At 50.3% G+C, this 14,202-nt stretch carries 13 protein-coding genes; 2 read left to right on the plus strand and 11 right to left on the minus strand.

What is annotated here, in order from left to right:
• Window positions 1–336: 336 nt before the first annotated feature.
• Window positions 337–1,212: a nucleotidyltransferase-like protein gene (locus AC6ESO_RS18190; RefSeq protein ID WP_494820715.1), complete on the minus strand. Its 876-nt coding sequence runs from the start codon at window positions 1,210–1,212 to the stop codon at window positions 337–339.
• Window positions 1,213–1,355: 143 nt separating this feature from the next.
• On the opposite strand from AC6ESO_RS18190, the gene AC6ESO_RS18195 reads away from it, so the two are divergent.
• Window positions 1,356–1,730 (plus strand): YgzB family protein, encoded by a 375-nt coding sequence (locus tag AC6ESO_RS18195; protein WP_497092588.1) that lies wholly within the window; start codon window positions 1,356–1,358, stop codon window positions 1,728–1,730.
• Between the two features lie 68 nt (window positions 1,731–1,798).
• On the opposite strand, the gene AC6ESO_RS18200 is transcribed toward AC6ESO_RS18195, so the two are convergent.
• The 9 genes from AC6ESO_RS18200 to AC6ESO_RS18240 all read right to left on the minus strand — a co-directional run bounded on the left by AC6ESO_RS18200 (window position 1,799) and on the right by AC6ESO_RS18240 (window position 12,172).
• Window positions 1,799–3,526 (minus strand): glycosyl hydrolase family 18 protein, encoded by a 1,728-nt coding sequence (locus AC6ESO_RS18200; RefSeq protein WP_497092589.1) that lies wholly within the window; start codon window positions 3,524–3,526, stop codon window positions 1,799–1,801.
• A 124-nt stretch (window positions 3,527–3,650) separates the two neighbouring features.
• On the minus strand, window positions 3,651–4,085 hold the full coding sequence (locus AC6ESO_RS18205) for a transcriptional repressor (protein WP_494820718.1): 435 nt from the start codon (window positions 4,083–4,085) through the stop codon (window positions 3,651–3,653).
• 83 nt (window positions 4,086–4,168) lie between these two features.
• Window positions 4,169–6,076 (minus strand): DUF4097 family beta strand repeat-containing protein, encoded by a 1,908-nt coding sequence (locus tag AC6ESO_RS18210; RefSeq protein ID WP_497092590.1) that lies wholly within the window; start codon window positions 6,074–6,076, stop codon window positions 4,169–4,171.
• A gap of 107 nt (window positions 6,077–6,183) precedes the next feature.
• Window positions 6,184–7,626: an Asp-tRNA(Asn)/Glu-tRNA(Gln) amidotransferase subunit GatB gene (gatB, locus tag AC6ESO_RS18215; protein ID WP_497092591.1), complete on the minus strand. Its 1,443-nt coding sequence runs from the start codon at window positions 7,624–7,626 to the stop codon at window positions 6,184–6,186.
• 34 nt (window positions 7,627–7,660) lie between these two features.
• The gene (gene gatA / locus AC6ESO_RS18220; RefSeq protein ID WP_497092592.1) at window positions 7,661–9,118 is read right to left on the minus strand and encodes an Asp-tRNA(Asn)/Glu-tRNA(Gln) amidotransferase subunit GatA; all 1,458 of its coding nucleotides are present in this window, start codon (window positions 9,116–9,118) and stop codon (window positions 7,661–7,663) included.
• A gap of 36 nt (window positions 9,119–9,154) precedes the next feature.
• The gene (gene gatC / locus AC6ESO_RS18225) at window positions 9,155–9,442 is read right to left on the minus strand and encodes an Asp-tRNA(Asn)/Glu-tRNA(Gln) amidotransferase subunit GatC (protein ID WP_091223885.1); all 288 of its coding nucleotides are present in this window, start codon (window positions 9,440–9,442) and stop codon (window positions 9,155–9,157) included.
• Between the two features lie 100 nt (window positions 9,443–9,542).
• Entirely contained in the window at window positions 9,543–10,529 is a 987-nt protein-coding gene (locus AC6ESO_RS18230) for an ABC transporter ATP-binding protein (RefSeq protein ID WP_497092593.1), read from the minus strand.
• A gap of 29 nt (window positions 10,530–10,558) precedes the next feature.
• On the minus strand, window positions 10,559–11,374 hold the full coding sequence (locus AC6ESO_RS18235; protein ID WP_497092594.1) for an ABC transporter permease: 816 nt from the start codon (window positions 11,372–11,374) through the stop codon (window positions 10,559–10,561).
• A gap of 6 nt (window positions 11,375–11,380) precedes the next feature.
• A complete protein-coding gene (locus AC6ESO_RS18240; RefSeq protein WP_497092595.1) occupies window positions 11,381–12,172 on the minus strand; it encodes an ABC transporter permease in 792 nt (263 codons plus the stop codon).
• A 207-nt stretch (window positions 12,173–12,379) separates the two neighbouring features.
• Between AC6ESO_RS18240 and AC6ESO_RS18245 the strand changes: the two genes are divergently transcribed.
• On the plus strand, window positions 12,380–13,240 hold the full coding sequence (locus AC6ESO_RS18245) for a hypothetical protein (RefSeq protein WP_497092596.1): 861 nt from the start codon (window positions 12,380–12,382) through the stop codon (window positions 13,238–13,240).
• Window positions 13,241–13,736: 496 nt separating this feature from the next.
• Here the strand turns inward: AC6ESO_RS18245 and AC6ESO_RS18250 are convergent, their stop codons facing one another.
• Window positions 13,737–14,117 (minus strand): ATPase, encoded by a 381-nt coding sequence (locus AC6ESO_RS18250; protein ID WP_497092597.1) that lies wholly within the window; start codon window positions 14,115–14,117, stop codon window positions 13,737–13,739.
• Window positions 14,118–14,202 lie beyond the last annotated feature (85 nt).

A 14,202-nucleotide genomic window follows, 5' to 3' on the forward strand; every position in this document is an offset into this window, starting at 1 on the left:
AGAATTCGCTTGTTAGCTCATTCAAAAAACTAGCTTTGCGAAACGTTCGTTTCGCGATTTATGACCATTTGACTGGTCGCTCATTGTTCAGTTTTCAAAGAACAAATACTTCGTGTTTTGCTCGCCCATGTCTCAGCGGCGACTTGATTAATATATCACATCCGGCATTTCAATTGCAAGCTTTTTTTTATTTCTTTTTTCTTACTCGCTTGCCAGCATTGCGCTGTTTCATGTTTGCCTCGGAGGCGGTAATAAAGAATTTATCACAAGCCAGCATACTACGTCAAGCATTAATTCATAAAAAAATCGCGGGCAAGCTGCCCGCGATGAATCCTTCTACGAAACACTATGATATCGCAGCTCAAGCGCTTCTGTATCCCCCAGAAGCGGCATATAAGCGACCTCTCGGATATAGCCACGCATGACAAGTTTCTGAAGAAGCAGCGACAAGTCCATATGCAAGTCCATGAGGTGTGGATGAGTTTGAAGCTCCATCACGCTCCACGGCTCTTCACGGCTGCTGAGAATAGAGAAGAGCAGCCCGCAGGACGATTTCATTTTGCTCATAACCGAGAACTCGCAAGCCAGCAAAACAAGCTGCACTCTCTTCTCAAGTGACTCCGGCGAAATGGTCAGCTCTTCATATAGTTTATAGATGCCTGGGTTGAACCGTCTCATCTGGCGCCAAACCGTGAGCTCCGGATGCACACCTTCTTCAATAAACGCAATATGCGCCCAATGATGAAGAGCGGTTAATACATTCGAGTAAGCATCGAGCAAATTGTTGTCCTGCAAATCCTGTTTAGCCTGCAGATAAGAGCGAATGAAATGTGAGAACTCCACAAGTTCCTTCTGTCCGCGCAAGGATGCCGGGAAAGAAAGCAAGCTTTCCCTGAGGTTGAACAAATAATTGTCTCGATCCACCAGGATCTCCCCCCGAACAAGCCATTGTATGATACTGCGGTTCTCGCCGCCCGCTGTCCATTGCTCCAGCATCGTAGGTGTTACCGTTCTAATCTGCACCCGATCTTCGCCGATGCGTACATGTTCGATTCCCCGGTTTGGGTCGTTCTGCGTAGAAACAACCAGTATTAGCAGATCCAATCCGTCGATCATTGGATTGTACGGAACCGGGTTCTCGATGGCTGCCAGACTAATAAGCGCCTCATTATGTTCAAAGAATGTTTTAAAATGTGCCTTTATATGTTCCACGGTCTATCCCCCATATAGCTTCATGCTCTTGTTTAAGCTATAATGATTTCGCAGTTGTTTATACTCTTGTTCGACAATGTACGCACGTTTTCCTGCCTAAGGTCTTAGAAAACCGTACGCAAATGTCAGAAAGGATTTGTGATATGTTCGGAAAATCAAGTAAAATCAATGAATTTCGGCTCTGGGGCCTTATGTTCACGCTGTTTGGAATGGGACTAATGATACTGGGTACAGCCGGGATTGTTTTCTGGGGACAAGCCGGTAAAGTATTCGCGGGAATCTTTATGGTTATTGGTATGATTGCCATGTTGGCAAGCGTAGGTATTTACTTCTGGGCAGGCATGCTGTCGACCAGCGCAGTTATCCTGAATTGCCCGGAATGCGGCAGACATACGAAAATGCTAGGCAAAACAGACCGTTGTATGTATTGCAAAACGAAGCTGACACTTGATCCTACCCAGGCAACTGATCTAGATGATACGGAAGAAGCAGAAGAAGTTACCCAGCCCCAAGCCTAGCATACACGATAATAAAAACGCCCTTCGACCGGTATCCAGCCGGCGAAGGGCGTTTTTGCAATATATGATTACGGAAGTTTATTTAAAGATTGATGAATGATTGCCCAAATATCATCGGACTGGAACTGGCGCTGCCATGACGCAACACCGGCTATCCCGTACTTCTTGGCTAATGCGGTTCTTGCCTTCAATGAGACGCCATCTTCAATCCAAATACGCTGCAATGCGCCGTCAGCCTCGTATTCCACGTAATTCTGTCCGGAATCGGCGTCAAATGTCGGCTTAAGCTGATGTTCTTTAATAATCGACTTCACGGCTTCCATCCCCAGCGCCTTCGAGCTTACTTTGACATTGCCGGAATCGTCTTTCTTCTCTGTCCACAACCGGGCATACAGCGGCATGCCTAACACCACTTTATTAGCCGGGACCCCGTCTTCTTCAATAATCCGCGAAAGCGACTGCTCTGTCCACGGCAATGAAGCAACCGAACCCGCCGTAGGACTGGATGCCCAGTGCTCGTCATAGGCCATGATCATCATATAATCAACCACTTTGCCCAGTGCTGCACGATCAAGAAATAAGGACCACATTTCACTGTTCGATTTAGGCGTTACATCTATGGAGACAACGACATTCTGCTCATGCATGAGAGGTGTCAGCTCACGCACAAATTGAACCAGGTTCGCCTTGTCTGACGTGTTCACATTTTCAAAATCCAGGTTGATTCCTTTCAGCTTGTACATCTGCGCATAAGCAGCAAGCTGATGGATCATCTGCAAGCGGGTATCGGCCTTCGTTAATGCGGCCGTCGTCCGATCCGGATCGAAACCGTTGCTGAACACCGCCCACACTTGCATGCCCCTGTTTTGGGCCCATTTCACATAATGCATATCCGCTTTGCTTCTAATATTACCTTCACCGTCAAGAAGCTCGAACCAAGTCGGCGAAACAACGTTCACACCCGGCATATCACTGATTTGATCGGTGTCAGGCGCTTTCTCGTAGATTGCTTCCCACGTTAGATTGATTTTGCTGCCGACCGCTTTCCACGCTGTGAAGGGGGGCGGTTCGATCTGCTGCTTAATTTGCTCCGCTTCCGTCAGTTCAATATCTCGTTTCTGAGCATAGCCCAAAATCCCTTCCGTATTTTGAACCGTGTACCAGCCATCCTTCTCTCCCCATATGCGCACAGCATCGGAATTCGCAAGGCGATCTACAATCGGCTCTTTAATGGTTGGCCCGCGTCTGATGACCACATCGTCATTCACGACTCCGCGCTGAACCGCGTCTCCTGCTCGCATAATCGTGATAATATCGTCTTGCGCATTATATTCAGCATGAAGTCCATAAAGCTCTTCAAGCGGTGTAATCGGCAGATAGACGGCATCATCTTTCACCTGTGCCGCAATGCGAAGCGGATAAGGCTTCTTATTGATTGTGGCGGTTAATGCATTTGTTTTCATCCGCAGCACTTTATTCGCATTTGTCAGCACAATGGAACCGGTCTTGGCTTCATAATACACTTCTTCCTTAAGTCCCAGCTGATCATGAATAAAGCTTAAGGGAAGACTAATGATATCTTGATTGACCTCTGCATGACCTTCGGCCACTTGGCCATGAAACAGAATCGGATGCGCTGCACCGTATTCCGGTTTAACTTCTGTATTATTAGGGGCAAGTCGCTGCCAGCCTAACCAAATAACTGCTGTTGCAGCTACTATTCCGCTAATTAGTACCACCCATTTCAACCAACCGCCGCCACTTTGTCGTCTAGGCCGCATTCGAACGGTTTCCACTTGTAAAGCGCTCCTCTCCAAGTTAAGCTAGTCCACCGATGTGGGAACGATCCAAATAAAAAACGCGCATGATGGTGAGCTGCCTCTACCCCTGCGCGTTTATTAGTCTTTCAATCATCGCATGTTAATTCGTGTGCCGCGCGGAGCAATCTGCGCAATACCCATAAATCTCCATTCGATGCCCCTCTACTTTAAAGCCCGTTTCTCTGGAAGCCGCTGCTTCCACATCCGTTAGAGGCGGATAATCAAAATCAACGATGGTGCCGCATGAACGGCAAATGGCGTGATAATGATCGGTTAAGTCGGCATCAAATCTGCTTGAATCATCGCCGTAAGTCAATTCGCGAAGCAAGCCCGCATCGACAAACAGCCGGAGATTATTATAAATGGTCGCCACGCTCATACTAGGAAACGATGGCGAAAGTGATTTATAAATTTCGTCTGCAGTGGGGTGAGTCATGGAGTGCATGAGAAAGCTTAAGATTGCATGACGCTGCGGGGTCATTCGTACGCCGGTACTTTTCAATTGTTCAAGCGCCTGCTCAACGGTCGCACCCATGCCCAACACGTCCTTTCTGCTTTTGTTAGAACCATTGTACGTGGATACTTTTCATTTTGTCAATGAAAGCGGGAATCATTTTATCATTTGTAACGATTTACCTGAATGCTGCTGTTCGCGTCGATATTGATCCTGAAGTTCGCTGTTCCGATGCTGCCACGTATCGTTTTCTTGCTGATTGTCAGTGGTAAATCGCTTGTCACTTCGCCAAAAGTAGCCGAGCCGTTGACGGAATAATTCCCATATAGAGGAATCGATAAGGCGATCTCGCCAATGGAACTGTCGATATCCCAGTCGCCGCCGACTTGGGAGCTCGCAATCCGAATATCACCATTGAGGGTATCTGCTTTAATTGCGCCCGTACCTTCTTTAATGACGATCTCGCCGTTCTTCGTGTCCGTATCGATGTCGCCGGTCACTTGCTGCAAGTTGATACTGCCACTAAGCGTAGAAGCTTCAATGGCGCCAGTTACATAACCCGCTTTCACGTCGCCATTATAGGTGCTCAGCTCCGCGTCGCCAGTCAGCGTCGATGCATCGATGCTGCCATTCTTCGTCTCAGCCTTCACTGAACCCGTCAGGCCATGCATCGCGATCGAACCGGTTGTCGCTTTGATGCTTAGTCCTCCCGGTAATGACAGCCCTGTTACATCTACAGAACCGTTCACAATTTGGATGGCGAGTTCGGATTGGACGTAAGCGATCTGCGGGCTAGTCGTATCCGTATCCGCTTGACCTGCACCCGTTGTTTCATCAACTGTTGAGGTTTGATCCGGTAATTCGGCTGTGTTCGTTTGCGATGCATCTGTCGATTCATCGGTAGTAGTCGATTCCGTATCGTTTGCCGTGGTCTCGACTGGTACAAGCTTCCCAAACGGAGACTCAGCGGGTACGGTCACTACTATATTCATACGCGGCACACGATCTCCATTAGCACCATACGGATGACCTTTTGCCTCGATTTTCAACTCGTCCTCGCCGCTGACCGTTATTTCCGACTTGCTCGCCGTATCGTCTGCTTCCGTCTGCTCGGGTGCATCCACCCACATAATCGTTTCGACCGTCAGCTCGCTTACATTCCCCTTCTTGACTGTAACTTTGCCATTCGGGTTCACGATCTCGATACCTGTAGTTTCATACGTAACCGGGGCGTGAATGGTTTCCTTCGCATAACGGAAACCTTTCTCTTCTCCGTAAGCACTCGTTCCGGTCAAATTAACCTTAAATTCATCCAGCCAGCGAAAAGGCATGGAAGCGAACTGTGTCACGCTAAAAGCAGTAACCGCTATAAGTGCAGCAAGGAAGGTCCCTCCGATATCGAAGGACGGCCGTTTGGAAGCGGTCCGATACGCAAGACTCATGATGACAACTTCAATGCCGAGCAAGACAAAAGCTGCCGGCCACCATTGTCCAATCAGCTCCATATCATTGCGATCGCGAATTTGGTCCCAGAGCAATAATGCCCCTACCGTAATCATCACCGCCGCCGCAGTGAATCTCCCCAACTTAAACATGAGTCCATTCCTCCTTGAAGCAAATCCGATCGCCAGTACGATAAAACCAATGCCCGGTGCATAGGTGCCTATCGTATCCACAATGGTTTGAAAGACAACAGGTGCTTGGACAAACACGAGCAAGAGGAAAGCAAGCCCAATGACAGCAAGCCCCTGCACAATCGTACCTATTCCTAAACGCGGCGATTCTTCCACCGATGGATTCATTGCCGCTTCTCGCTGTTTAGCCGCCTGCTGGAGCGTATCGAATACGCTGTAAAACCAAAAGAACGGCAGCGCTAATCCTAAAAAGAGGATAAGTAATGCATATTTACCTCCGCCTTCATCGGCGTAACGAATCATTGCAGCGATATCGGTCAGCGTGCCAAGCAGCAGCAGCATGCCGGTTAAATGCCGTCCCAGCGCAAGATGGCCGCCGCCCGGTATAAGAAAAGCGAGCAGCGACGCGAGCAGTGTACTTCGAGATGATTCACGCATGAGATGGTAGGCACCTCCTGGCTGTTGTTGATTACAAATATTGTATCATAATTTCCTGCAGCAAAAGAGGCATGTCCGCATTACGCCGGACATGCCTCTTATTGAAATTATTGATTCAAGCGTGCAAGCAGCAGCTTGTTCACGAGCGCCGGATTCGCTTTCCCCTTCGTCTCTTTCATAACCTGACCAACCAGGAAGCCGATGGCTTTCTCTTTGCCGGCTTTGAAGTCTTCGACGGATTGCGGATTGCCGCTCACGATGCGGTCAACCACTTCTGCGATCGCACCTTCATCGCTAATTTGAACAAGACCTTGCTCTTCAACGATTTGCTGAGGACGTTTGCCTGTTTCGAGCATTTCCTTAAAGACCGTCTTCGCGATCTTGCTGCTAATCGTGCCTTTCTCCATCAGACCGATCATCTCGCCGAGTCCTTGACCTGTCAGCATGATATCTTCCAGCTCAAGACCGCCCGCATTCAAATATCCGAGCAGATCGCCCATGATCCAGTTGGATACCGCTTTCGCATCCTTCGTAAATTGCAGGCTCTCCTCGAAGAAATCAGCCAGCTTCTTGGATGCCGTGATAACACCCGCATCGTAGGAAGGGAGACCGAATTCAGCGGTGTAACGAGCTTGACGCGCATCCGGAAGCTCCGGAATGGAAGCAAGGACACGTGCCTTCCACTCTTCGTCGATGTGGATCTGCACAAGGTCAGGATCCGGGAAGTAGCGGTAATCATGCGCTTCTTCCTTGCTGCGCATGGTGAACGTTTTGCCTTGCGCTTCGTCCCAGCGGCGTGTTTCCTGAACGACCTTGCCGCCGCTGTCGAGAATATCCGCTTGGCGCATTTGCTCATACTCGAGACCGCGCTGAACGCCGCGGAAGGAGTTCATGTTCTTCAGCTCGGCGCGTGTGCCGAACTGCTCTTGATCGTAAGGACGCAGACTGACGTTGGCATCGCAGCGAAGCGAGCCTTCCTCCATCTTCACGTCGGACACTTCGCAGTATAGCATGATGGCTTTCAGCTTCTCCAGGTAGGCCTTCGCTTCTTCCGGCGTACGGATGTCCGGCTCGGAAACGATCTCGACAAGCGGAGTACCGACACGGTTAAAGTCGACCAATGATGCAAAGCCGCCTTCAACATGCGTCAGCTTGCCCGCGTCTTCCTCCAAGTGGAGGCGCGTAATGCCGATTCGTTTCGTTTGTCCGTTTACTTCGATGTCGATCCAGCCATGCTCGCCGATCGGCTTATCGAATTGCGAGATTTGGTAGGCTTTGGGAGAGTCCGGGTAGAAATAGTTTTTGCGGTCGAATTTACTGATGTCGGCAATTTGGCAGTTGAGCGCCATCGCTGCTTTCATCGCGAATTCCAGCGCCTGACGGTTCAATACCGGCAGCACGCCAGGGTGTCCGAGACAGATCGGACATGTATGGGTATTCGGCGGGGCGCCGAAGGAGGTGGAGCAGCCGCAGAAGATTTTACTCTTCGTGTGGAGCTCGACATGCACTTCCAGCCCGACAACCGTTTCGTAAGTGTTCGGTTCAAACATCGTTTAGCCCTCCTGCTTTATTGGCATCCGAGAATTATAGCTGCGGACGCTGTTTATGATGCTCAGTATGCTGTTCGAAAGCATGCGCGGCGCGAAGCACCGTGCGCTCATCGAACGCTTTGCCGATAATTTGCAAACCAACAGGCAGGCCGTCTGCGAAGCCGCAAGGTACGCTGATTGCCGGGATACCGGCAAGGCTGACCGGAATGGTGCAAATATCGTTCAAGTACATGGTGAGCGGGTCGCCCACTTGCTCGCCGATACGGAAAGCAGGAGTAGGCGCAGTCGGCCCGATGATCAGGTCAAAGTTCTGGAACACGTTGTCAAAATCTTGCTTGATCAGCGTGCGCACTTTCTGTGCCTTCAAATAATACGCATCATAATAGCCGGAGCTGAGTGCATAAGTCCCGAGCATAATACGGCGTTTCACTTCCGGCCCGAAGCCTTGGCTGCGGGATTTGCGGTAAAGCTCAAGCAAATTATCCGGATTCTCGGCGCGAACGCCATAACGAACGCCGTCAAAACGAGCGAGGTTGGACGAAGCTTCAGAGGAAGCGAGCAAATAGTAAGTCGCTACCGCGTATTCCGTGTGCGGCAGAGACACTTCTTCCCAAGTTGCGCCGAGGCTTTCGAATTGTTTCAGCGCTGCAAGTACCGCTTCTTTGACCTTCGGATCGATACCTTGTCCGAGGTATTCCTTCGGCACGCCGATGCGAAGCCCTTTGACATCGCCGCTTAATGCGCCAACATAGTCTGGAATTTCCACGTTAGCCGAAGTTGAATCGCCTGCATCGTAGCCTGCAATTGCTTGCAGTACATAAGCGGAATCTTCAACGTTCTTCGTAAGCGGACCGATCTGATCAAGAGAAGAAGCGAACGCCACGAGGCCGAAACGCGAAACCAAGCCGTAAGTCGGCTTCAAACCAACGATACCGCAATAAGCCGCCGGTTGACGGATCGAACCGCCAGTGTCGGAACCAAGCGCGAAATAGACTTGCCCTGCCGCAACGGATGCCGCAGAGCCGCCGCTTGAGCCGCCCGGTACATAATCCGTATTCCACGGGTTGCGTGTCGGGTGGAAGCTCGAATTCTCGTTGGAGCCGCCCATTGCGAACTCGTCCATATTCAGCTTACCGATCGTTACCGATTGGGCTGCATTCAGTTTCTTCATTACTGTTGCGTTATAGATCGGATCGTAGTTGCGCAGAAATTGGCTCGCGCAAGTCGTAAGCAAGCCTTCCGTCACGATGTTATCCTTAATGCCAGCCGGCAAACCGAACAGCAAGCCTTGCTCTCCGCCAGCTGCCAAAGCGCTGTCCAGCTCAGCTGCCGCGGCGCGCGCGCCTTCTTCATTCAGCGTCAAGAACGCTTGTATGGAAGCATCGGTAGCCGCAATGCGTGAATAAGAAGCATCCACCAAATCGCCTACCGACAGCTCTTTCTTCTTTAATTGGTTATGTACTTCCTGTAGGCGTAAGTCAAAGAGTGCCAACAGCCGTTCCTCCCTTCGGTATAAACCCTCACACTATTATTCAAGAACAGCCGGCACTTTGAACTGGCCGTCTTCATCATCCGGCGCATTTCGCAGTGCAGTCTCGTTCGTAACCGACTCGCGAATAACGTCGTCACGCATGACATTGTGAACCGGCAGCACATGGCTGGTTGGTTCCACGCCGTCTGTTTGCAGCTCGTCCAGCTTCTCGGCATATTTAAGAATCGCGTTAAGCTGACCTGTAAACTGCTCCTTCTCTTGCTCAGAAAGCTCCAGTCGGGCCAAATTGGCCACATGCTCGACGTCTTTGATGGTTATGCTCATTGTCTATGGTCCCGTCCTTTCCATCCATTTTGCACACATTCTACCTATTATAACGTAAGCCTGCATTTAAACTCAATGAGAATACTGAATGCGAATCCGCTTAAGCGGGTGAGGAGCTGCGGTACATTTCCCGAATCATATCCTCGATGTCAGGCTCCTTCACGCTGAGATCGACAACCGAAAGCTTGGCCGATAAACCGCTGATCAGCTCGGATGCGGAAATATCGCTTTTGTGGAATCGATAGGTCAGCTTAAGTCCCTCTTGTTTGATCAACTCTGCTCCAGGATGCTGCAGGGCTGACGGCTCCGGAAGCTGGCTCAGATCGAGGACGAGCAACCGGTAAGGCGCCATACGCAGGATCAACTCTGACAACGGACCGTCTTCGACCACCTTGCCGTGATTGATGACAATCAGACGCTTGCACAGCTGCTCCACATCGTCCAAATCATGGGTCGTCAAAATAATCGTCGTGCCGCGTTTCATATTCATCTCTTTGATAAAAGTCCTGATGTTCTGCTTGGCTTCCACATCGAGACCAATAGTCGGCTCATCGAGAAACAGAACGGATGGCGAGTGCAGCATCGCTGCCGCCAAGTCGCCTTTCATACGCTGTCCGAGAGACAGCTGCCTTACAGGTGTATTGATCAGTTGGTCGATGCCAAGCACTTCATGCATCATCGCCAAATTTGTCTTATACGTATCCTCATCAATGCGGTAAATGCGTTTCAACAGCTCAAATGTTTCGCCCAGCCGTAAATCCCAGTAAAGCTGCGTGCGCTGTCCGAAGACGACGCCAAGCTGTTTGACGACGGACTTCCGACTTTCCTGCGGCGAAATGCCCCCAATTCTCACCGATCCTGAAGTGGGGTGAAGGATGCCTGTCAGCATCTTAATAGTCGTCGACTTGCCCGCTCCGTTCGGGCCCAAGTAGCCAACCATCTCACCCGGCTCGATACGGAAGCTGATCCCATCTACGCCGCGCACGATCGTTTTCTCCGGCCGGAACAAGCTCTGGATGGAGCCGCTCAGTCCGCTTTTCTTCTTAATGACGGTGTATTCTTTGACGACATTCGTCAGTTCAATCATATGCACGCATCCTCTCTCTGCCTCGTCCGCTACGAGCCGGCGCTTTCATATCTCTTCAGTCCGCTTTGGAAAATAAAATGGCATAGCGCAAAAACAATAAGTCCGACAACCGGCGTCCAAATCGCCAGTCCGACTGGGAACGTGAACCCGTCCTCTTGGCCAATGAAATCCGATGCGGGATAAAAGCTGATAAACCCGATCGGCAGCACAAAGGTCAAGGCCAGCTGAATGAGTCTTGGATATAAGGAGAGCGGGTACATCGTCGTCCGTTCCATCGTCGCCAAAGTCAATGATACGAGCGAGCCGCTGCGCTTGGTCCAGAACGCAGCCGACCCCATGATCGTGCAGATCGAGGCCCGGATGAACATCCCGCCGATGACAACCCCAAGCAGCTTCAGTACGTTGATGACATTCCAATCAAAGCCAATCTGAGCGCAGCCGTAGAAGAAGATAAGGAAGCCGGGAATAAGATCGATAAAGCCGATAAAGTTGACGTAGTTGATGACAAATTGAAAAAAGACGTTCATTGGGCGAAGCAGCATGCGATCGAAGTCACCGCGGATCACCATGTTATCGATATGCCAGGTTTGAATGAAGAAGATTACGGACAGGCCGTGGCTCAGCAGCCCTAGTCCATACAGAAATGCCAGCTGAGGGAAGGTCCAACCTGCCAGCGCCTGAAATTGCTCCACCATCAGCTTCAGCACCCATACCCCGCTGATGTACTGCAAAGGGATCATAAGAAACCAGCTGACCAAGAACAGCGGATATTCCAATTGACGCTGAACGGCCAGTTTGGCGAAGAAATAAGCAACGGATGCATGATAGCGAATCGCGGTAACCATGACGGACTAACCTCCTTGAATGAGCGTGACACGCTGGGCACGCTGCCACACGACGTAGGCGATAAAAGCAAGCGCCGCAATCCAAACCGCTTGAATAACAAGCGCTGTTCCTGCCTGTGCGTATGAGATTTTGCCAATATAAATGGAAAGCGGGGTTTGGTACATGTACTGGAAAGGAAGGTAGCTCGACACGGTCGCCATCCAGCCGGGGAAGAACCAAATCGGAATCAGGCTGCCGGACAGCACGCGCACGATCGCATCCTTCACGATGCCGAGGTTCCCAAGCTCCATGACCCAGAATGAGATCATGCCGACGATCGCACCCATGAGCCAGAGCAGTAGAAAGCTCAGCATCAGGCTTGGTATAAAGAGGAGAAAGGCAATTAAGCTGACAGGCAGCGGCGGGGTAAATAGAATCGAAGCCAGCAGAATAAGCGGAATGGCTTGATTCACGAGCGCGCTTACCGTGGTGCCGAGATCCTCGGCCAGGAACATGCCCAGCAGATGGATAGGCTTAATGAAATCGGTCGCGATATGTCCCTCCCGGACCCGATAGTACATATCATTTTGAACATTGACCGATAGGATCGCCCCCATCACAACGGCTAAGATGGCGTAGACGACCATTTGATGCTGGCTCACCTCTTGCACGGAACCCATGCCCCGGTAAGCTGCCTTCCAGAGGAATACAGACGCAAGGAGCATAACCGCGTTAGAAGCCATGCCGGTGAACACTTCGAACCGATAGGCAATCGTCGTTAAAATTCTCATTTTGAAAAAATAGTAATAGGCAGACATACGAGGCCCCCTTCCAAACCTGTCCAATAATTGGATGTTTTTGTTATAGGATAACGTTGCCATTGCGGTTTGGGCAATACCTTGATGTGAAGTGAATCTTCATACAGGGCTAAGGGAGCTTTTACGTTGCCTTCAGCTTTCTTTAAGGTTAACTGCCCATACTGGAGAATGTAACCAAGCACACCTAATTTCAAGGAGGAAGAAATAATGAACAAAACCATGAAAGCCCTCGGTTTAACGGCCGCAATCGCGGTGATGATTCCACTAAGCGCCTATGCCGCAACAAGCACTTCAACTACGGACAGCACGAAGTCTACTACTACGGCTACATCTACGGCGGTAATCGCACAAGGGCCATTCGGTCATGATGGAAAAGGCGGCGGCTTCAAACAACGTGCAGGCGGCTTCGTCAGTCAAGAGGTTCTGGATTTGCTGAAACTGGATATGAAGGCGTTTAAAGAGAAGATCGAAGCTGGCAAAACGCTGGCTCAAATTGCGGAGGAACAAGGCGTAACGCGGGATCAGCTGAAGGCAACCCTGACAACGGCTTTCGAGAAGCAGCAGGCAGATCAGAAGAAGGCATTTACCGACAATCTCGATAAATCGCTTGATTCCACGCTGAAAGATGGTATCGGGTTCGGAAGAGGTGGCGAACGAGGCGGTAACTTCAAGATGGAGTTCAGATCACATGCCGGCGCAGCCGACCTTAGTGCATCCGCGAAGGTTCTAGGGCTTAGCGATGAGGAATTGAAAACGGCTCTGAGCGGCGGTAAGACGCTTGCTGACTTGGCAAAAGATAAAGGCATCGACGTCCAAAAGCTGATTGATGCGCAGAAGCAGGTTATCGTGGACAATTTAAATGCCGCCGTAAAAGCAGGCAAGATTACGCAAGCTGAGGCCGATAAGGAGATCGCCAAAGCGGCTGATATCGCAACACGGATCGTGAACGGGAAAATGGACAAAAAACCACATACGATTAAAATCGAACGTAATGGCGTGAAGCAGGATGCCGGCACCAAAGCAGATACGGGTACATCGGCGACTGTGTCGCCCGGTACTGACGCCTAGGGATTGAACAAATGGTACAGGGGTATCCCTGTGCCATTTGTTTGTTTGGGATGGCTAGGCGCAGGGCGCCGGGTGCGAGGCGTAGATGCGGAAGAGATGGGGCTGAGAGTTCCGAAATAGGACGCTCAGTTGATTAAACTAGCTGAAATCCGTCTCGCTGTTTCGTGAGAGTCTGAAAATTGAACTCTCAACGTCGCAACTGGTGCAAAAATGAGCTGAGAGTTCCGAAATTGAACTCTCAGAGCCGAAACTAATATTTTTGGGGACGATATAAGCGGATATGCCGCTTATTACAAAGAAATTAGTTAGTATAGGGCTTTATTGGCGGATATTCCGCTTATCGAGCCGATCCTCGTTGCGAATTAAGCTCATTAAGCGGTTATGCCGACTGCCGGCTGCTAGGCAGAATGCCTTCAAGAACAAGAAAAGCCTCCTTCCGATGAATCGGACGGAGGCTTTCTCTGTATGAACAGCTTGGTTACCCGGCGCGTTCGCGTTAGATCCAAGCCTTCAGATGGACTTGACGAATAAACTCTTCGCGAGTCTGCGGTTCGCCTTCGTTGTCCTCTTCTTGAATCGCTTCTTCCCCGCCGTTCATGATGCGATGGAACAGCTCCGCATTGTGAGTTGCCAATGCAAAGTCGATCAGCGCTTCGCGCTCCAAGCGGTCCACCTCTTGCTTCATCAGCACTTCCTCCAGCTCGATATCAGCTGCAGGCACGTAGAAATTACGGTTTGCCTTCGGAACCCGAATGACATAATCGAATGCGTTATCGGCATTGCGATCATATGCAATTATATAACCATACTCCCCAACCGGGAGGGTCTGTTCAAATAAGTCCGATATGATAATGATACGTTGGCCAAGCTTATACATTAGCGTCTCACTCCTGTCACCAATAACCATACTCTATGACTCTACTCTATCCTACTAAAATTCAGAAAGGAAGTCCAATAGATGA

It is taken from the genome of Paenibacillus rhizoryzae, from assembly GCF_059686995.1.

Coding starts and splice junctions, on each gene's coding strand:
- gatB (WP_497092591.1), bottom strand. CDS start 7,626: ATGTTTGAACCGAACACTTACGAAACGGTTGTCGGGCTGGAAGTGCAT.
- AC6ESO_RS18235 (WP_497092594.1), bottom strand. CDS start 11,374: ATGGTTACCGCGATTCGCTATCATGCATCCGTTGCTTATTTCTTCGCC.
- AC6ESO_RS18210 (WP_497092590.1), bottom strand. CDS start 6,076: ATGCGTGAATCATCTCGAAGTACACTGCTCGCGTCGCTGCTCGCTTTT.
- AC6ESO_RS18250 (WP_497092597.1), bottom strand. CDS start 14,117: ATGTATAAGCTTGGCCAACGTATCATTATCATATCGGACTTATTTGAA.
- AC6ESO_RS18245 (WP_497092596.1), top strand. CDS start 12,380: ATGAACAAAACCATGAAAGCCCTCGGTTTAACGGCCGCAATCGCGGTG.
- AC6ESO_RS18240 (WP_497092595.1), bottom strand. CDS start 12,172: ATGTCTGCCTATTACTATTTTTTCAAAATGAGAATTTTAACGACGATT.
- AC6ESO_RS18195 (WP_497092588.1), top strand. CDS start 1,356: ATGTTCGGAAAATCAAGTAAAATCAATGAATTTCGGCTCTGGGGCCTT.
- AC6ESO_RS18230 (WP_497092593.1), bottom strand. CDS start 10,529: ATGATTGAACTGACGAATGTCGTCAAAGAATACACCGTCATTAAGAAG.
- gatC (WP_091223885.1), bottom strand. CDS start 9,442: ATGAGCATAACCATCAAAGACGTCGAGCATGTGGCCAATTTGGCCCGA.
- AC6ESO_RS18205 (WP_494820718.1), bottom strand. CDS start 4,085: ATGGGTGCGACCGTTGAGCAGGCGCTTGAACAATTGAAAAGTACCGGC.